This is a genomic window from Thermodesulfobacteriota bacterium, from assembly GCA_035325995.1.
Taxonomy (GTDB): Bacteria; Desulfobacterota_D; UBA1144; order Nemesobacterales; family UBA2774; genus JADLGH01.
This window is the reverse complement of sequence record DAOKYU010000003.1, coordinates 304,966-323,258: the sequence shown is the minus strand read 5'-3', so window position 1 is coordinate 323,258 and position 18,293 is coordinate 304,966. Positions and strand designations below refer to the sequence as shown.

Below are 18,293 nucleotides of genomic sequence, written 5' to 3'. Positions count from 1 at the left end.
TCGAAACACTTGAGAGGTGGCAATGGAGACTATAGGCAAGATACTGAGCATAACCCTGCTTACAATATTCGGATCGGCGGCCGGGGCGATTTACCTCGTCGATAACGGCGTACTCTCCTCCATCTTCGAAACCGCGCCCGCGGCCTACACGTCGGATTCGAAAACCGACATGCCGGACGAAACCTTTTATCAGGCCCCTTCCGAGCCCGGGAGCGAAAGGCGGGAATACGCGAGCTTAAGGCACACACGGCCGCAGGAGACCGTTGCCGAAGGCACGCACAAGGGCGCTATATGGGGCCAGACGTACGGAACGGTGGATAGCGGAGCGGGGAACGACGGCGCTTACAGGCTGGCCGGCGGAAGCACGGCGGACTCGCTCAGGCGGAACAGCGAGTACTGGAAAAACGAGTACGTAACGGCGAAAAACGAGGGAAGGACGAGCGACGCGAAAAAGGCTTACAAGAAGTATCTCGAATACGAAGAGGCTCTAAGAATAAAGCTCGATTCGGGAAGCTAGAGCAGTAAAGTCCGCCCCACCCGATTGACCCCGTTTATCTTAGGGTAAAAGAAGGAAGAGCTTCGTAAGAAGGAAGTCCCCTATGATGATGAGGAGGAGCGATACGACCACGGTCTGGGTCGTCGCCCGGCCGACGCCCTGTGTGCCGCCGTCGGCCCGCATGCCGATGTAGCAGCCCGTTATCGCGACGATAATCCCGAAGAAGAAAGTCTTCGAGATCCCGCTTATGAAGTCGTTTATCGTAACCCATTCGAGTATGCTCGAAATGAAGAGCCTTGGCTGAACGTCGAGGTCGATCATTGACATAAGGAGCGCCCCGAAGATGCCCGTGAAGTCGGCTATGACCGTGAGGAACGGGAAGGCTATGACGGAGGCTATGAGACGCGGGACGACGAGCTTCCGGACCGGGTCGGCGCCGAGGGTTCTTATGGCGTCTATCTGCTCGGTCACCTTCATCGAGCCTATCTCCGCCGTTATACCGGAGCCCACCCTGCCGCCGACGAGAAGGGACGCGACCACTGGGCCGAGCTCCCTTACGAACGAAAGGGAAACCACCGGGCCGACTATGCCCTTCGCACCGAACCACGCGAAGCCCCAGGCGAGCTGGACCACCATGACCATGCCTATGGCCATCGCCGAGGCTATTACTATGGGGATCGATTTGAAGCCGATTTCGTCTATCTGCTCCATGACGAGCCGGAAGTTAAAGGGGCGCGTCACGGACGCGACCACGGCGCTGTAAAGGAAAAGACCGATCTCGCCCATCTGCTCGATGAGGGATATGAAGTAATCGCCGAACCTGGTTATGTAGCTCGTAACCATAGTCAAAGGACCCTGAACTGGGAGACGAAGCTGTCGTACGCGGCCTCTCCCGCGCCGAAGCTTTCGGGCGACGACGCGTAAGTGAAATCATATATGCAAACGCCCTTCTTAAAAACCCGTGCGTCTATTTTCACCGGGACGTTTTCGAGCGAGCCCGTGTAGATCGTCCGAAGCGCCTCCTGCCCGTCTATGGTTATCGGCTCGCGGGACTCGGCTTCCTTCCCCGAGATGCCTATTATGAGGGATTCGGAAAGGGCCTTTAAGCTGTAGCGCATTTTCCTTTCGTCGCATGTGGAGTTGACAGTGATGGTCGAGTCGCCGGACGGGTCGCCGAACGCGAGGTCGCCGCCTTTTATTTCGATACGGGACCAGCCGGGCGGGAGCTCGCCGATTTTGTACGAGGTGTCGTCCGTGGTGTAGACGAGACCGTTGAGGTTTCCGCTGTCTTCACGGCCGGCCGACCTGTAGTAGCCCACGAACCTGGTGAGCGAGCATGACGTCAGAAACAGGAGCGCGAGCGTGAGCGCGGCAATGTTCTTTTTCATAGGACAAAATGACATACGAACCTTAAAGATACAGCCAAATCCGTACATTATACAGATTTGAGGCCGTCAGGGATTTCAATCTTACTTGAATCTCCCGGGAAACCAAGCATATTAAACCTTATGGGGCGCCCGTCGTGCAAGGGGCGCAGAGTAGAAGTGGTCAGTATAACCGTTTATACAATCGACACGTGCCCGTATTGCCGCGCCGCAAAAGCGCTGTTCGGGAAAATGGGCATCGAATTCACCGAAATAAATCTCACCTCAGACCCTGAGCGGAAAGCCCGGCTCAAAGAGAAGCACAACTGGAGAACGGTTCCGATGATACTCGTAGGTGAGAGGTTCATAGGCGGGTTCGCCGAGCTTTCGAAGCTCGAAAAGAGCGGCGGACTCGACGAGCTTTTAAAGGGAGAGGAGCGGCCGGAATGAGGCCCCCGCGGCCGAAGGGCGCTCATTTGACGGACCCCGGACTCTAAATTAACATTAAACCCCCATGACAGTCAGAACCCGTTTCGCACCGAGCCCGACGGGCTCGCTACACATAGGCGGCGCGAGGACCGCCATATTCAACTGGCTCTTCGCGAGGCACTACGGGGGCGAGTTCGTCCTCAGGATAGAGGACACGGACCGCGAGCGATCGACCGAGGAATCGATAGGCGAGATAATAGAAGGAATGACGTGGCTCGGGCTCGACTGGGACGAGGGGCCGTTCAGGCAGTCGGACAGGCTGGGCGTCTACAAGTCGCTCGCCGAGAGGCTGATAGATTCCGGCGACGCGTACAGGTGTTACGTCAGCGCCGGGGAGCTCGAAGCGAAGAGGAAGGAAGCGCAGGAAAGGGGCGAGGTGTTCAGGTACAGGCGCGAGTGGGCGAGCGTGGACGCCGCGCCCGGAAAGCCGTACGCCGTCAGGCTCAGGACGCCGGACGAGGGAACGATAGAGGTCACGGATTTATTGAGGGGAGTCGTCCGCTTCGACGCAGCCGACATAGACGACTTCGTCATATTGAAGACGGACAGGTTTCCGACCTATAACTTCGCCGTCGTCGCCGACGACTCGGAAATGAACATCACGCACGTGATAAGGGGCGACGACCACCTGACCAACACGCCGAGGCAGGCGCTGATATATAAAGCGCTCTCGCTGGACATGCCGAAGATGGCGCACGTCTCGATGATACTCGGCCCCGACGGGAAGAGGCTCAGCAAGAGGCACGGGGATACGTCCGTCATAGCGTACAAGGACGAGGGTTACCTTCCGGACGCGCTAGTCAATTACCTGACAAGGCTCGGGTGGTCGTTCGGGGACCAGGAGATCTTCACGAGGGAGGAGCTCGTCGAAAAGTTCACGCTCGACAACGTCGGGAAGTCGGCCGCCGTCTTTAACATGGAGAAGCTCGACTGGCTTAACGGGTGGTATATAAGGAACAGGCCGGCGGGAGAGATAGCGGCGCTCGTACTGCCGATGCTGAGGGAGAGGGGAATAAGGGCAGAGCCCGACCGGAAGCTGGAGATGATCGTGAAGGAGCTCGGGCAGAGGGCGAAGACGCTTTTAGACATAGTGAATTCGATCGGTTACTTCTACGCGGAGGAAATAGCCTTCGAAGAGAAGGCCGCGGCGAAGTTCCTTACCCCGGAAACCGGCGAGGTGCTTAAGGACCTTTCGGAGAGGCTCGCTTCCGGCGAATTCACGAGTGACGGGATTCACGCCGTCTTCGAGAACATAATGGAGGAGAGGGGAATGAAGATGGGGGCCATAGCGCAGCCCGTGAGGGTGGCCCTTACAGGCGGGACCGTGAGCCCGGGTATCTTCGAGGTTATGGAGATTCTCGGGAAGGAAGAGGTTTTAAAGAGGCTCGGAAGGGCCGCCGATTATATTTCCGGAAAGAAGTAATCCGAAACAGTCCAATCCGTGGTATAAAACCCTAAAGCGAGATTGCTTCGCTCGCAATTGTTCCCATCATTCTAATAGGTCCGGACTATAGAGGGATAAACTGAATGGATTCCTGCTATTTTGATTTGAGCTGCTTTCGAGCTGTACCGGAGGTACTTAATTGCAGTCGGCCGGGGGCGTCCGAATACTCACTTGCTCGCATTCGTTGCAGGAATGACAGACATATGGTGATTCCTCGCTCGCTCGAAAACAAGTTCGGGATGATAAGTTATAAGGAATGACAGATAAGAGAGAGATTGCTACGCTTCGCTCGCAATGAGGGGTTAAAGAGAGATTTCTCCTGCGCTCGAAATGACGGATTCCGAGTCTCCATGGAGTTAAGGACAGGCCGTTAAGCCTGTCCCGCAAACCATGCTGTTAATATTGATAGAATCCCTTTCCGGTTTTCCTGCCGAGCCAGCCTGCCCTCACCATCTGGCGGAGGAGCGGTGCGGCGCGGTATTTCGGGTCCTGAAACTCTTCGTAGAATACGTCCATTATGTTTATGGTGACGTCGAGGCCTATGAGGTCTATGAGGGCGAGCGGCCCTATCGGCTGGTTCGTGCCGAGCTTCATGGCCTTGTCGATGTCGTCCGGGGTGCCGACGCCGTCGGAATAGGCGAATACGGCCTCGTTAAGCATGGGGACGAGTATCCTGTTGACTATGAATCCGGGATAGTCGATCGTCTTTACCGGGTCCTTCCCGAGAGCAACTGCGAAGTCGTAGGCGAACTGGAGCGTTTCTTCGGACGTCGTGAGCGCCTTTATGATTTCGACGAGCTTCATGACGGGCGCGGGATTGAAGAAGTGCATCCCGACGACCTTGTCGGCTCTCCTGGTGCCGACCGCAATCTCGACTATGGGGAGGGACGAGGTATTGGTCGCGAGGACGACGTCGGGCGCGACGGCCTCGTCGAGCTTCTTGTATATATCCTTTTTTACGCCCATGTCCTCGAAAACGGCCTCTACCACGAGGTCGACGTCCTTTAAATCCGTAAATTCGGTGGTTTTGGATATGCGGGAAAGGATGGCGTTACTCTCTTCCTCGCTTATGGTCTCTTTCTTTACTAGCCTTCCGAGGCTGCTCCCTATGCCTTTGAGCCCCCTTTCGAGCGCGGCGTCGGATACGTCGATTAGCACGACTTCCCTTCCGCTGGACGCAATCACCTGGGCTATACCGGAACCCATGGTGCCCGCCCCGACTACGCCCACCTTTTTAATGTCTTCGACTTTCCTGGACATGTCACCCCTCCTTTTTTATTCGCAACTGCGAAGTCTGGGTTAATTATACCTTATGGGTGATTTTATCAAGGCCCCGGCGGGAGGCTCCCGGAAAAGGCCGGGAGCGCGTTTGAAAGAAGCGCCCGGGGGAATTAAAATACCGGCGATGAAGGTTCTGGGGCTTACGGGAAACATAGCGTCCGGAAAAAGCACCGTGGCGCGCATGCTGGAGAGGATGGGGGCGCGGGTAATAGACGCCGACCTTATAGCGCGGGAGGTCGTCGAGCCGGAAAAGCCGGCGTGGGTGGAAATAGTAAAGAAGTTCGGGCCGGGGATACTGGGCCCGGACGGCGCGATAGACAGGCGGCGGCTCGGGGAGATCGTTTTCGGGGACGAGGGCAAGAGAAAGCTTCTCATGGACATAACGCACCCGAGGATAAAGGAGGCCGTGAGAGAGAGGCTTTCGGAATACAGGAAGGAGAATGTTCCCGTCGTCGTAATAGAGGCGGCGCTTATCGTGGAAAGAGGGGGGCTGAGGGAATTCCTCGACGGGCTCATAGTCGTGACGGCGGACGAGGAGTCGCAGATAGAGAGGCTCGTGAAGAGGAGCGGGCATACGCGGGAGGAAGCGCTCGCGAGGATAGGCTCGCAGATGCCGGCCGGGGAGAAGGCCCTTCACGCGGATTACATTATAGATAATTCCGGCACGGAAGAGGAGACGGAGGCAGAGGTGAAAAAGCTCTGGGAGGGTATAATCCGGCAGAAATAACAGAGGACATTTCCGAGGTCGTACACCAAAACGCTACAGACATTACATGCATATCGTGACACTTTCCCGCGCCTTACCGGCCCGCATGCGGGTGCATACGAGCGCGCCGTAAATATCGCCTCCAGAGCCGCTTCGCCCCCCCCGCATCCAACTTGCATAATAGGTATTTACATAGTATTTTTTTGGATTCCCAAGAACCTTCGAAGGAGCCGATAATGAAGGAAAAGATTGCAATTCTGGAAGAGAGAGAGAAAGAAGCCGAGGCAGGAGGAGGCGAAGCCAGAATAAAAAAACAGCACGAGAGCGGCAAGCTCACGGCGAGGGAGAGGATCGACCTCCTGCTCGACAAGAACACTTTCGTCGAGCTCGACAAGTTCGTCGTGCACAGGTGCACCGACTTCGGCATGGACAGTAAGAAGTTCCTCGGCGACGGCGTAGTCACGGGATACGGCAAGGTCGAAGGGAGGCAGGTGTTCGTCTACGCGCAGGATTTTACCGTTTTCGGCGGCTCTCTAGGAATGGTGCACGGGAAAAAGATATGCAAGGTCATGGACCTCGCGATGCAGGTAGGCGCGCCGATAATCGGGCTTAACGACTCGGGCGGCGCGAGGATCCAGGAGGGCGTCGAGAGCCTCGGCGGCTACGGGGAGATATTCTGCAGGAACGTCCTCGCATCGGGAGTCGTGCCGCAGATATCGGCTATCATGGGCCCGTGCGCGGGAGGCGCGGTTTACTCGCCCGCCATAACCGACTTTACGATAATGGTGAGAAACACGAGCTACATGTTCATCACGGGGCCGGACGTCATAAAGGCCGTAACGCACGAGGAGGTCAACGCCGAGGAGCTCGGCGGAGCAGACCTTCACAACTCGAAAAGCGGCGTCGCACACTTCGCGACGGAAGACGACAAGGAATGCATCGCACTGATAAAGGAGCTTTTGAGCTTCCTCCCCTCGAACAACATGGAAGACGCGCCGAGGGGCGCCACGGACGACCCGGCGGACAGAAAGGCGACGGCCCTCCGCGCGATAGTCCCCGAAAACCCGAATAAGCCCTATGACGTGAAGGACGTTATAGCCGCCGTCGTGGACAACGGGTATTTCTTCGAGGTACAGGAGCTTTACGCGCAGAATATAGTAGTCGGGTTCGCCAGGCTCGCGGGGCGCGTCATCGGGATAGTCGGCAACCAGCCGAACGTCCTGGCGGGATGCCTCGACATAGACGCATCCCTGAAGGCCGGGCGGTTCGTCAGGTTCTGCGACTGTTTTAATATACCGATATTGACGTTCGAGGACGTGCCCGGATTCCTCCCCGGTACCTCGCAGGAGTGGGGCGGAATTATAAAGCACGGGGCGAAGCTGCTGTACGCGTACAGCGAGGCCACCGTCCCGAGGGTGACCGTAATAACGAGAAAGGCCTACGGCGGCGCGTACGACGTCATGTCGTCCAAGCACGTGAGGGGCGACATAGTGATGGCGTACCCGACGGCGGAGATCGCGGTCATGGGCTCGGACGGGGCGGTGAACATCATATCCCGCGCCCAGATACTCCAGGCCGAGGACCAGGAGGCCGAAAGGGCCAGGCTCATCGAGGATTACAAGAAGAGGTTCGCAAACCCGTACAGGGCCGCGGACCTCGGATTCGTCGACGAGGTGATTAGGCCCGAGGACACGAGGCCGCGCGTTATATCCGCCTTCGAGATGCTCGACGGCAAGAGGCAGACGAATCCCCCGAAAAAGCACGGGAACATACCACTATAAAGTTAAAGGACGCTTCATGTTCAAGAAGATTCTGATTGCGAACAGGGGAGAGATAGCGGTAAGGATCATAAGGGCCTGCAGGGAGCTCGGCGTGAGCACCGTGGCCGTTTATTCCGACGCCGACAGGCGCTCTCTTCACGTTGCACTGGCCGACGAGGCCTATCACATCGGCGGCTCCGCGCCGGGCGAGAGCTATCTCAAGAAGGAAAACATCATAGACGCCGCGCGGAAGTCCGGGGCCGAGGCCATTCATCCGGGGTTCGGGTTTTTGTCCGAGAACGACGAGTTCGCCGAGATGTGCGAGAAGGCGGGGATAGTCTTTATCGGGCCCTCGCCCGAGGCCATAAGGCTCATGGGGGACAAGATCACCGCGAGGAAGATCGCATACGACGCCAAGGTGCCGCTCGTGCCGGGCTCGGAAGGAGCGGTGAGCGACGTCGAGGCTTCGGTCGTGGCGGACGAAATCGGATACCCGCTCATGATAAAGGCGTCCGCGGGCGGCGGCGGAAAGGGAATGAGGCTCGTGAGGTCGAAGGAGGACTTCGAGAGCGCGCTCCGCATGGCCCGGAGCGAGGCGAGGTCGGCGTTCGGCGACGATTCGGTGTACGTAGAGAGGTTCGTCGAGCAGCCGAGGCACATAGAGATACAGCTCATTGCGGATTCTCACGGTAACGTGCTGCATCTCTTCGAGCGCGAGTGCTCGATACAGAGGCGGCATCAGAAGGTTATCGAGGAAGCCCCGTCGGGCTTTATCAGCGCGAAGACCAGAAAGAAAATGGGCGATGTCGCCGTAAGGATCGCCAAGGCGGTAAAGTACAGCGGCGCGGGCACTATAGAATTCATAATGGACCAGAAGCAGAATTTTTACTTCCTCGAAATGAATACGAGGGTCCAGGTCGAGCACCCCGTGACGGAGATGATCACCGGCTTCGACATAGTGAAGTGGATGATAAGGATCGCCGCCGGCGAGAAGCTACCCTTCAAGCAGGGCGACATAGAGATGAAGGGGCATGCAGTGGAATGCAGGGTGTACGCCGAGGACCCGGCGACGAACTTCATGCCGTCCCCGGGGACCATCGAGTACCTGAGCACGCCGTCCGGCCCCGGCATAAGGGACGATTCGGCTATATACAACGGGTGCGAGATCACTTCGTTTTACGACCCGATGCTGTCGAAGCTGATAGTGTGGGCGGATACGAGGGAAGCGGCGATAGACAGGATGGCTTCGGCGCTCAGGGATTACATCGTGCTCGGCGTGAAGACGAATATAGGGTTCCTGAGGCGCGTCATGGCCGACGAGGAATTCAGGCAGTGCAAGATAGACACCGGCTATATCGAAAGGCACCCGGAGCTTATAAGCCCCGGGGAGCGCGACCTCAGGCCCGCGCTTATAGCCGCGGCCATCGCCATGGAAAATTCCACCGTGAGCGGCCCGCAGTCGCAGACGGCGGCCGCGTCGAACTGGAAGCTCTTCGCGAGGAGAGCCGGTGTTACGAGGAGCCCGCTCGCATGACATACACCTTTAAGCTGAACGATCAGATATTCAAAGTTACATTCGAAGAGAACGACGGCCAGATAGAGCTCGAAATAGAGGGCGAGAAGCTGCCCGTCGATTACCGGAAGATCGAGGAAAACCTTTATTCCATCATTTCAGGCGGGCAGTCCCTTACGCTCGGGGTATTCAAAAAGGGAAAGAAGATACAGGTGTTCCTCGACGGCGACCTTTACGACATCGAGTCCATTTCCGAAAGGGAGCAGCGGAAGTCTTCGCTCGCGGCCTCGGGCGTGCAGGAGATAAAGGCCCCTATGCCGAGCAGGGTGGTGAAGGTGCTGAAGAGCGAGGGGGACGAGGTAACGAGGGACGAGGGCGTCGTGGTCATCGAGGCCATGAAGATGGAGAGCGAGCTCAAGTCGCCCATAGCCGGAAAGGTCAGGAACGTGACGGCCAGGGAAGGGGACGCCATAGAAACCGGGACCGTGCTCATGGTCGTCGCGTCGGACACCCCGCCCGCCGAATAAAATGTCCCGCCGGACTTAAGAAACGCCCGCCGCCGTTTATTCGAGCGGCGCCGACAGCGGACCCGACCCCGAGGGCGAGCGCGTCCAGACGGTGCCGTTACTCCACTTTATCTTGTTGCCGTCGCTGCTCACGTGCCCCGTGATCCCGAGGGAGGGAATGTAGAGCTCGCGGCTGCTTTTGGCCTCGCCGCTGCTTTTCCGGCCCTGCTCGTTCGTGATCGTGAACTTCCATCCGTCGCCGTGGACATCTATCCACGTGGGCTTGTTATCGTGATACCACCTGCCGCTAATGTGTGTCTTGCCTGAGGGCTGCCTCGTCCATACGGTGTTGTTCGACCACGAGATGGAATCCCCGCCTTCTTTTATCGTGCCGGTAACGCTCCACTTGGGGACCTTGACGTGCCAGGGGTCGGTGAAGCGGCCGACGGCCTTGTCCCCGTTTTCGTTCACGAAGACGACGTGGTCCTTATCTTTGACGCTTATGCGGGTTTCCCTGCCGTCGTGGTACCAGACGCCGCCGAGGCTCGCATCCTGGGAGCGGGACGCGGCGGTGGACAGGGACAGGAACAAGAATAAAATGAATGCTGATTTTTTCATCGCGGTCTCCGTGTAACGGTGATTATCAGGTGAATTATATAACCGCAAGTTTGTCCGGGCAACGAGAGGGAGGATAGTGATGTCAGGCGAGCTCGCCCGACTTTACGGCTTCGCGGCAGATAGCGCCGAACTCCTCTACCGAGAGGGTTTCGGCGCGGCGGGTTCTGTCGATGCCGGCGGCGGCGAGGATTCTGTCGGCCGCGCCCTTCCTGAGCGCGGAGCCGAGGGAGTTCCCGAGCATCTTCCGCCGGGAAGAGAACGCGGCGCGGAGTATCCTTTCGTACGCGGCTTCGTCGGCGACGGGAACGCGGGGCTCCGGCAGGGGAGTGAGCTTCAGGACCACGGAATCGACCCTGGGCGCGGGCCAGAAAGACGAGGGAGACACGCGGAAGAGCAGCTTCACGTCGAAGTACGTTTGAACGAGGACAGAGAGCGAGCCGTATTCCTTCCCGCCGGGCGGGGAGGATATCCTTTCGCCGACCTCGAGCTGGAGCATGAGGACGAGCGTAGAGAAGAGAGCCCTGTCCCGGAGAAGCCTTATGAGGATCGGCGAGGAGACGCTGTAGGGAAGGTTCGCGGCGACCTTGAGCCGCCGGCCTTTGTAGAGGGCCCCGAAGTCCACGTCGAGCGCGTCGGCGCAAACGAGCTCGACGTTTGGCCATTCCGGTAGAAGCGCTCTTAACCTTTCGGCGAGCCGCGCGTCCTTTTCGACCGCGACGACGCGGGCGGCCTTACAGGCGAGGGCGAACGTAAGCGCGCCGAGACCGGGGCCTATTTCGAGCACCTCGTCGTCGGGCGTTATGCCGGCCGCGGACACTATGCGCTCGATAACCCTTTTGTCGGTGATGAAGTTCTGCCCGAGGCTTTTGCTGGGCCGGGCGTTTTCGGCCGAAAAGTAGTCCCTGGGTTTAAATTCGCTTCCGTTTTCTTCAGCCATTTTTCATTAAGGGTAACGTTAGGACGCCGCCGGGGGCAGCGAGCCTGAACGTGTGATGAAAGCACGCGCATCCCGACCGCCGCTCAGCTCCCGAGCTCTTTCAGGGGAACGTCCTCGAAATGAGTGACCTTATTCTTACCGTGGTTCTTCGATTCGTAAAGGGCGCGGTCGGCCCTGGAGATGAGGGAATCCTTGTCGGAGGCGGAGACCGGGTAGGTGGAGATGCCTATGCTGAGGGAAATTCCGATGTCCCTGTCGTCCGATTTAAACGGGATCCTGAAAAGGTTGGAACGAATTTTCTCCGCCACCGCGAGCGCCCCGTCCTTGTCGGTGTTGGGAAGTATGACGGCGAATTCGTCCCCGCCGTATCTCGCCGGTATATCGACCTTGCGGAGCGAGCTCGACAGAACGTCGCCGACGGCCGTAAGCACCCTGTCGCCCGTCTGGTGGCCAAAGGAGTCGTTTATGGTCTTCAGGTTGTCGAGGTCTATCAGGAGGAGCGAGGCGCGGGCGGAGTACCTGTCGGAGTGGGATATCGTGTAGGAGAGCATCTCCTGGAAGTGCCTGTGGTTGTAGAGCCCCGTGAGGCCGTCCCTTATGGCGAGCTCCTTTACCTTCTGGAAGTTGAGGGACGCCATCATGGATTTCGCCGATTCGTTGCATATGATTTTCGCGAGGCTTATCTCGCCCTCGTTGAACGGGCTCTTGGACTTACGCCCGATGACGACGCACCCGAGGACTGTCCGCTCATCGCCGTCCACACCCTGCGCTATCTCGTGGAAGGGGCATATCAGAACGGACTTTAGATTTTTTATGCCGAGGCCGAAGTCGATCTCCTTCCCGAAGACGCTCCTGTAGCGGGACCTGGACGAAAGGTCTTCGAAGTGAAACGCGCCGCCCGTACCGGTGACGAGGCCGACGAGCGTGTCGCCGTGCGTTATGTCGAGGTCTTCCAGGTGCCCCTTCATGCCGTCGCTCGTTCTTTTGAGGCGGCTCACGCCGCTATCTTTTTCGACGAGCGATATTCCTATGAAATCGGATTCGTATATCCTTCCGAACGTGTCGACCACGTGGTCGAGTATGACTTCGATGTCGCTCGTGGAGCTAAGCCTCTGGGCGAAATCGTAGAAGGAATTAAGCTCCTGGGAGCTAAGGTAAACCTTTTCGGAGAGCTGGAACCTGTCTATCATTTCGACGATTCTGTCGGAAACGAGGGAGACGATCATCTTCTCCTTGTCACCGAAGGCGTCCTGGTGGAGGCTGTCGATTATGAGAAGGCCGAAGACTTCCTTGCCGGATTCGTCCGCACCTTTCCCGGACTTGAGGAGGAGCGGCGTCGCGAGGAGGGACTTTATGGGAACGTTCTGGTTATAGTAGAGGAGGTTCCTCCTGACGTTCTTTATGCTCGTTATATGAACCTGGGTTTTCGTCTTGAACACCCAGCCGAGGTAGCCGCCCCGGAAGTTGAGCTTCTGCCCGCTGTCGACGTAATCCCCGCTTTTGGAGACGAAGTCGGCGATGCCGAAGAGCCCGTCGTCCATTTTGAGATAGAGGATTATGCTGTGCCCGGGCACGAGCTCGCCGAGAATCCTGAGCGAATTCGCTATTTCGTTCTTGAGCTCGACCATGCCGAGGGAATCGCCGGCCGAGTCCCTGGACGCAGAGCCCGAGATGGCGCCCGGAAGGACGAGGTTGTCGTTTTTGTTTTTCCTGAGAAATCCCGCCGTGAAGCGCTCGCCGCCTCCCTTGAGAAGAAACCCGAATACCGCCGCCGAAACGAGAAGCAAAAGAAGCTCGGCGGGGAGGGACGGGCCCGGGCGCTGTACCGCCTGGAGCATGGCCACGGCGAAAAAGGACAGGAGGCCCGCCTCCCATCCGAAATACAGAATTACAAGGGGCACCATGATGTAGGAAAGCGGGAAAAAGGCGTTGCCGAATACTTCGAGAAGCACTTCGAAGACGAGGGCATAGAGGAGCGCGAATTCGAGTCTGTCCTGGACAGGCATGTCGCTGCGCCCGGAGCTTACGAGGTTTACGGTTTTATAGGCCACGGCGGGGATCAGAAGAAGGAATGCGAGCACGGAGAAGGCGTTTAGGGACCGAAGGCTGTCCTTTAGCAGGAGCACTGCGATCAGCACCGAGAGGAGCACCGTGAACACCTTGCCGAGAAGGTAGTTCGAATACGTTATCTTATTCTTTAAATCGATAGATTTTTTCACCGGTCTTTATCATCCCCAGCTCGTCCCGTATTATTTTTTCCATGTAAGCCTTGTCGGTTTTTATGAGCTCGATTTTTTTCCTGAGCTCGGCGTTGGCGCGTTCCAGCTCCTCGCCCTGCATCTTTACCCTTTCGTTTTCCTGATGGAGCGCGTAGACGTGAGAGACCTCCCTCGCGAAGAGGTAGACCACGAAGGAGACCGCCGCTAAAACGATAATTATCCTGAATGCCAGCTTTTCCATTGTTTAAAAGAGACTGAATCCTCCAGCTATGAAGGGGTTGGACTTTCTTTCTATGCCTATGGTAGTAGACGGTCCGTGCCCGGGGTAGACCTTGTAGGAATCCGGGAGCGGCATGAGCCTGGATTTTATCGACCCCACGAGCTCGGCCATGGACGTCCCGCCGGTGAGGTCGACCCTGCCGACGCTGCCGGCAAAGAGAGTGTCGCCCGAGATTACGACGTCGTCTATGACGAGGCATATGCTGCCCCACGTGTGCCCCGGCGTGTGGAGGACTTTCGCACTGAGGCTCCCTATATCGACCTCGTCGCCTTCCTTTACGAAGCCCTCTACATCGGGGACCTCGACGTCGCCGAACTGGGGGAACCTCATGGCGGCCTCGGGGAGCGCCTCGAGAACCGGCACTTCGTCGGGATGTATATAAAAGCCGACCCCGAGCGCTTTCTTGGCTATTTCGGCCCCGGCTACGTGGTCTATGTGGGTGTGAGTATTTACTATCCTGGTTATTTCGAGGCCAGATTTTTCGACCTCGCGGAGTATGTCGTCGATCTGCTCGCCCGGGTCTATGAGTATCCCCTCGTTCGTCTTTTCGTCGCCGAGTATGTAGCAGTTCGTAAGAAAAATACCGCCGGGTATACACCTAAGAATCATTCGCTTAATCTTCTCCGAAAGTCAGTCTATTATGAAATGCGTGAACTCGCCCGTAGCCGCCGACCTCGTTACATCGACGGCGGCCACCCTTGCGTTCGGGGGCCCTTCGCGGCACCAGCTTACGAATTCCTCAACCATGTCTATATTGCCCTCCGCCACTGCCTCTACCGTGCCGTCCGGGTTGTTCCTCACCCACCCGGTCAGCCTGAGCTCCTCGGCCTTACGCCGGGCAGAGGCCCTGTAGAAAACCCCCTGAACCCTGCCTTTGACGATGAGGTGCGCCCTCGTAAGCAACATATAAGGCTCAGGTTACCAAAACATCCTCTGGCTGTCAACAATGCACCCTAAACCGATAAATTTCGACAAACCAGAGACTTAGAATACAAGCCTTAAAGCATTTCTTTAATAAAAACACAGTACAACACTTTTAAATAAATTTCCAGTACCTTTATTAATAAGAGTGGAAAAGAGTGGACCGACGGGGAATTCCGACCCCGGGAGACCGTTAATTGACAGTCAAAAACCGAAGGGGTATTTTGTTAGCCATGAGTGAGTATAGGGCGTGGTTTGCCTGTATAGACGACGAATGCGGCGAAACCTACTCTCTTGACGAGATAATTTACCGCTGCAGGAAGTGCGGGAATCTGCTCGAAGTCCGGCACGACATGGAAAAGCTGAAGGAAAAGTCGGCAGACGAGTGGCGGGCGCTTTTCGACAACCGCTACAGGAAGCAGTCGTGGCCGCACGGGAGCTCGGTCTGGGGGAAGAAGGAATGGGTGTGCCCCTACGTCGAGGACGAAAACGTCGTTTCGATGTACGAAGGGGCGACCAATTTGTTCTGGGCCGAGAGGTTCGGCTCGCAGATCGGCATGGAAGATATATGGCTGAAGATGTGCGGAAACAGCCACACGGGTTCGTTCAAGGACCTCGGCATGACCGTTCTCGTGTCCGTCGTCAAGCAGATGACAGCCGACGGGAAGAGCATACCGGCCGTGGCCTGCGCCTCGACCGGCGACACGTCGGCGGCGCTCGCAGCCTACTGCGCCTCGGCGGGGATACCGGCGATAGTGTTCCTGCCGAAGGATAAGGTGTCCATCGCCCAGCTCGTCCAGCCCATATCGAACGGGGCGCTGGTCCTGTCGCTCGATACGGATTTCGACGGGTGCATGGAGATGGTGCAGAAGGTCTGCACGCAGAACAATATATATCTCGCCAATTCCATAAATTCCCTCAGGATCGAGGGGCAGAAGACGATAAGTATCGAGCTCTGCCAGCAGTTCGACTGGGAGGTGCCGGACTGGATAGTGATCCCGGGCGGGAACCTGGGGAATATATCGGCCCTCGGAAAGGGCTTTCTGATGATGCGCGAGCTCGGGCTCATAAACAAGCTCCCGCGCCTCGTGTGCGCCCAGGCCGAGCATGCAAACCCGCTTTATCTGAGCTATTTGAAGAACTTCGAGGAGTTTCATCCCGTAAAGGCAAAGAAGACGCTCGCAAACGCCATACAGATCGGAAACCCGGTGAGCATAAACAAGGCGATAAGGACTCTCAAGGAGTTCGACGGCATAGTCGAGCAGGCGAGCGAGCAGGAGCTTGCGGACGCGTCCGCGCTCGTCGACAAGACTGGGACCTTCAACTGCCCCCACACGGGGGTCGCGCTGGCGGCGTTCCTTAAGTTAAAGGAAAGGAACGCATTCAAGAAGTCGGACCGCGTCGTCATAGTATCCACCGCGCACGGGCTCAAGTTCGTCGAGTTCAAGATCGGCTACCACATGGGCCAGCTCGAAGGGGTTTTCTCGAAGTATGCGAACAGGCCGGTAGAGCTCCCGCCCGATTACGACGCGATCACCGAGACGATCTTCAAATCCATAGAGAAGTAGTACTGCCCTCTCCGGCGGGACCGTTTCAGCCGCCGAACTTTACGAGCACATCCACCAGGAAGTCGACGCCGGCGAAGCTGGTAATCTCGCTGCTGCCGAAGGGTATCTGGACGCCCGCCCCGAAGCTGAACATCCGGCCGCCTACCCTGACGCCCGGGGTTACGTACGCCCCGGTTACGTTATTTTCGAACGTCGTCGAGGACGCGAGGAGCATTTCGAGGAGAAAGGAGGTCGTGAAGGGAACGCCGAAGTCGGGCGTGAGGCTGGCCGTGGCGCCGTATTTGAGTATGAGCTCGGTGCTGTCGCCGCCGGTATCGAACGGGCTGCCGTCGGCCTTTTTCGCGTTGGTCATTATGTCGAAATCGAGGTTCGCCTGGAGCGCGAACATGCTCCCGCTTACGGCGAAGACGGCGTAGGGGACGAAGGTGTAGGCGTCGTCGGTGAAGTAGGCGAAGTCGCGGAAGTAGGAGCGGGCCCCGAGCGCCCCGAGGTCGTCGCCCGTCGTGGGAAGTATCGCTTCGAATCCGACCGTGAAGACGCTCGTGCCGGAGGAGTGAAGTGCGTATTTGGTTCCGACGCCTATGTTGCCGAAGTCGTAATCCCCGTCGCCGAAGACGCCGTCGGTTACGCCCGCGAACGGGAATTTGCCGTAGAGGCCGAAGTAATTATTCCCGAGGTCGATGTCGAGCCTGAGCTGGTTCATTACCAGCGCACCCCCGCCGTCTACGGATGTGATCTCGAGATTACCCTTAAGGCCCGTCGAGCTGTAGGGATGCTCCAGGAAGAAGGAATACGGAATGTTCCTGTCCGCGGCTCGGGCCTCTTCGAGCGAAATGGCAACCGCCGAAAGCGATATCGCGAATATTAAGGAGAGTGTAACGAGCACCCCGTTCGGGCGGCTTTTCTGTCTCATTCAGTCGTACCTCCGGCCGTTTAGGATTCATTTTATAATAGGGACCTAAATATTTCAAGTAATTTCTAAGATTATCCCGCAACGAGCTTTAATTACATAACATATTGCAAACAATTTATGTTTGCAAAGAATTTCGACATAAAATTTAACCCGCGGTTAAAGCATTTGCTCATCCCGGCGCGATTGTATAGATTATCCGGGCATGAAAGCTGGCGGCGGACTTTACCTGATTACGGACCGGAAGCTCATACCAAGGGAGCGTTTCGCGGAGACGGTCGAGGCGGCAGTAAGGGGCGGGGCGAGCATACTCCAGCTAAGGGAGAAGGACACGCCGCGCCATGAGATTATCGGGCTTGGGAAGAACCTCCTCGGCATTACAAGGCGCTACGGAATCCCGCTGATTATAAACGATTCGCCGGAGCTTGCCGCGGAGATAGGGGCGGACGGGGTGCACCTGGGCGAGGAAGACGCCGGGATATCACATGCGAGGGGTGTGCTGGGCGGCGATGCCATCATAGGCGTATCGTGCTATGGGAAAATGGAACGGGGGCTCGACGCCCTCGCCGGGGGCGCGGATTACGTCGCCTTCGGGACGCCTTACAATACTCCCACCAAGCCAGGAAGGACGCCTACGCCGTTCGAGGTGCTGAGGGAAGCGGCGGCGCGGATAAAGGGCATCCCGGTGTTCGCCATAGGCGGCATAACGGCGGAGAACGCGGCGGACGTTCTCGACACCGGCGTCTCGGGCATAGCCGTCATCACGAGCGTTTTCGGGGCCGCCGACCCCGAGAAGGCCGCGCGGGAGCTATCCCTGATAGCGGCGAGATATGCAAAAGCCGGCGACGGCAATCGATAGCCGCAGCCGGGACGACGACGCAATGCGAACCTGTTTACATTCCCATGGAACGCCCGGCCGTGTCGAAGATGCTCTTCCTTCCGAAATGGATGCAAATCTCCGGAAAGCCGCCGACGGGTTTATCGCCCATAAGTATGAGCGGCGCTCCCTTCCATTTGTATTTAAGGCATATCGCCTTCCACAGCTCGGCATAGGAGCCGATCGGAATTTCCCTGTATACGACGCCGGCCCTTTCGAGTACGGCCTTGGCGGCATTGCAGTAAATGCAGTTTTCCCTGGTGAATACGGTTACTCCGGATGGATCGTAACCCTCTATAGCTTTTATATTATTTATAGCGGACATAGTTTTCTCCTCTAAATCCGAAAATATCCCGTGCAAAAGACGAGTCTTCTCACGGTTATGGCATGTATAACCCCGGCTG

The 18,293-nt window shown here is 57.4% G+C and carries 20 protein-coding genes; 9 read left to right on the top strand and 11 right to left on the bottom strand.

The window, feature by feature from the left end; all coding sequences use genetic code 11:
* Positions 1-22 precede the first annotated feature (22 nt).
* A complete protein-coding gene (locus PKC29_06380) occupies positions 23-517 on the top strand; it encodes a hypothetical protein (GenBank protein HML95038.1) in 495 nt (164 codons plus the stop codon).
* 39 nt (positions 518-556) lie between these two features.
* Here PKC29_06380 and PKC29_06375 read toward each other — a convergent pair whose 3' ends face one another.
* Together PKC29_06375 and PKC29_06370 are read right to left on the bottom strand one after the other, a co-directional pair.
* The gene (locus PKC29_06375) at positions 557-1,339 is read right to left on the bottom strand and encodes an ABC transporter permease (GenBank protein ID HML95037.1); all 783 of its coding nucleotides are present in this window, start codon (positions 1,337-1,339) and stop codon (positions 557-559) included.
* Positions 1,340-1,341: 2 nt separating this feature from the next.
* Positions 1,342-1,884 carry a hypothetical protein gene (locus tag PKC29_06370; protein ID HML95036.1) on the bottom strand — a complete coding sequence of 181 codons (543 nt, stop codon included), beginning with the start codon at positions 1,882-1,884 and terminating at the stop codon, positions 1,342-1,344.
* 156 nt (positions 1,885-2,040) lie between these two features.
* Between PKC29_06370 and PKC29_06365 the strand changes: the two genes are divergently transcribed.
* Complete coding sequence (locus PKC29_06365) at positions 2,041-2,310, top strand: glutaredoxin domain-containing protein (protein HML95035.1); 270 nt, start codon at positions 2,041-2,043, stop codon at positions 2,308-2,310.
* Positions 2,311-2,374: 64 nt separating this feature from the next.
* The gene (gltX, locus tag PKC29_06360) at positions 2,375-3,772 is read left to right on the top strand and encodes a glutamate--tRNA ligase (protein ID HML95034.1); all 1,398 of its coding nucleotides are present in this window, start codon (positions 2,375-2,377) and stop codon (positions 3,770-3,772) included.
* Between the two features lie 417 nt (positions 3,773-4,189).
* Here gltX and PKC29_06355 read toward each other — a convergent pair whose 3' ends face one another.
* Positions 4,190-5,032 carry a 3-hydroxybutyryl-CoA dehydrogenase gene (locus PKC29_06355; GenBank protein HML95033.1) on the bottom strand — a complete coding sequence of 281 codons (843 nt, stop codon included), beginning with the start codon at positions 5,030-5,032 and terminating at the stop codon, positions 4,190-4,192.
* Positions 5,033-5,198: 166 nt separating this feature from the next.
* Here PKC29_06355 and coaE point away from each other — a divergent pair, with 166 nt between their 5' ends.
* The 4 genes from coaE to PKC29_06335 all read left to right on the top strand — a co-directional run bounded on the left by coaE (position 5,199) and on the right by PKC29_06335 (position 9,580).
* Positions 5,199-5,801: a dephospho-CoA kinase gene (gene coaE, locus PKC29_06350; GenBank protein ID HML95032.1), complete on the top strand. Its 603-nt coding sequence runs from the start codon at positions 5,199-5,201 to the stop codon at positions 5,799-5,801.
* Positions 5,802-6,016: 215 nt separating this feature from the next.
* A complete protein-coding gene (locus PKC29_06345) occupies positions 6,017-7,561 on the top strand; it encodes an acyl-CoA carboxylase subunit beta (protein HML95031.1) in 1,545 nt (514 codons plus the stop codon).
* Between the two features lie 16 nt (positions 7,562-7,577).
* Positions 7,578-9,074 (top strand): acetyl-CoA carboxylase biotin carboxylase subunit, encoded by a 1,497-nt coding sequence (gene accC / locus PKC29_06340; protein HML95030.1) that lies wholly within the window; start codon positions 7,578-7,580, stop codon positions 9,072-9,074.
* Positions 9,071-9,580, top strand: coding sequence for an acetyl-CoA carboxylase biotin carboxyl carrier protein subunit (locus tag PKC29_06335; GenBank protein HML95029.1), 510 nt, complete (start codon positions 9,071-9,073; stop codon positions 9,578-9,580). The genes accC and PKC29_06335 overlap by 4 nt, the downstream gene beginning before the upstream one ends.
* A gap of 36 nt (positions 9,581-9,616) precedes the next feature.
* Here PKC29_06335 and PKC29_06330 read toward each other — a convergent pair whose 3' ends face one another.
* From PKC29_06330 to PKC29_06305, 6 genes are all read right to left on the bottom strand, one after another.
* A complete protein-coding gene (locus PKC29_06330) occupies positions 9,617-10,177 on the bottom strand; it encodes a hypothetical protein (GenBank protein ID HML95028.1) in 561 nt (186 codons plus the stop codon).
* Between the two features lie 82 nt (positions 10,178-10,259).
* Positions 10,260-11,114, bottom strand: a complete 855-nt coding sequence (gene rsmA / locus PKC29_06325; GenBank protein HML95027.1) for a 16S rRNA (adenine(1518)-N(6)/adenine(1519)-N(6))-dimethyltransferase RsmA — start codon at positions 11,112-11,114, stop codon at positions 10,260-10,262.
* A gap of 83 nt (positions 11,115-11,197) precedes the next feature.
* Positions 11,198-13,333, bottom strand: a complete 2,136-nt coding sequence (locus PKC29_06320; GenBank protein ID HML95026.1) for a GGDEF domain-containing protein — start codon at positions 13,331-13,333, stop codon at positions 11,198-11,200.
* Entirely contained in the window at positions 13,305-13,574 is a 270-nt protein-coding gene (locus PKC29_06315; GenBank protein HML95025.1) for a septum formation initiator family protein, read from the bottom strand. The genes PKC29_06320 and PKC29_06315 overlap by 29 nt, the downstream gene beginning before the upstream one ends.
* A 3-nt stretch (positions 13,575-13,577) precedes the next feature.
* Positions 13,578-14,222: an MBL fold metallo-hydrolase gene (locus PKC29_06310; protein ID HML95024.1), complete on the bottom strand. Its 645-nt coding sequence runs from the start codon at positions 14,220-14,222 to the stop codon at positions 13,578-13,580.
* 21 nt (positions 14,223-14,243) lie between these two features.
* The gene (locus PKC29_06305; protein ID HML95023.1) at positions 14,244-14,519 is read right to left on the bottom strand and encodes an acylphosphatase; all 276 of its coding nucleotides are present in this window, start codon (positions 14,517-14,519) and stop codon (positions 14,244-14,246) included.
* Between the two features lie 248 nt (positions 14,520-14,767).
* On the opposite strand from PKC29_06305, the gene thrC reads away from it, so the two are divergent.
* Positions 14,768-16,102, top strand: coding sequence for a threonine synthase (thrC, locus tag PKC29_06300; protein HML95022.1), 1,335 nt, complete (start codon positions 14,768-14,770; stop codon positions 16,100-16,102).
* Between the two features lie 25 nt (positions 16,103-16,127).
* Here the strand turns inward: thrC and PKC29_06295 are convergent, their stop codons facing one another.
* Positions 16,128-17,015, bottom strand: a complete 888-nt coding sequence (locus PKC29_06295; protein HML95021.1) for a hypothetical protein — start codon at positions 17,013-17,015, stop codon at positions 16,128-16,130.
* A gap of 202 nt (positions 17,016-17,217) precedes the next feature.
* Between PKC29_06295 and thiE the strand changes: the two genes are divergently transcribed.
* Complete coding sequence (gene thiE, locus PKC29_06290; GenBank protein ID HML95020.1) at positions 17,218-17,871, top strand: thiamine phosphate synthase; 654 nt, start codon at positions 17,218-17,220, stop codon at positions 17,869-17,871.
* A 34-nt stretch (positions 17,872-17,905) separates the two neighbouring features.
* Here thiE and PKC29_06285 read toward each other — a convergent pair whose 3' ends face one another.
* Positions 17,906-18,214 carry a glutaredoxin family protein gene (locus tag PKC29_06285; protein HML95019.1) on the bottom strand — a complete coding sequence of 103 codons (309 nt, stop codon included), beginning with the start codon at positions 18,212-18,214 and terminating at the stop codon, positions 17,906-17,908.
* Positions 18,215-18,293: the final 79 nt, after the last annotated feature.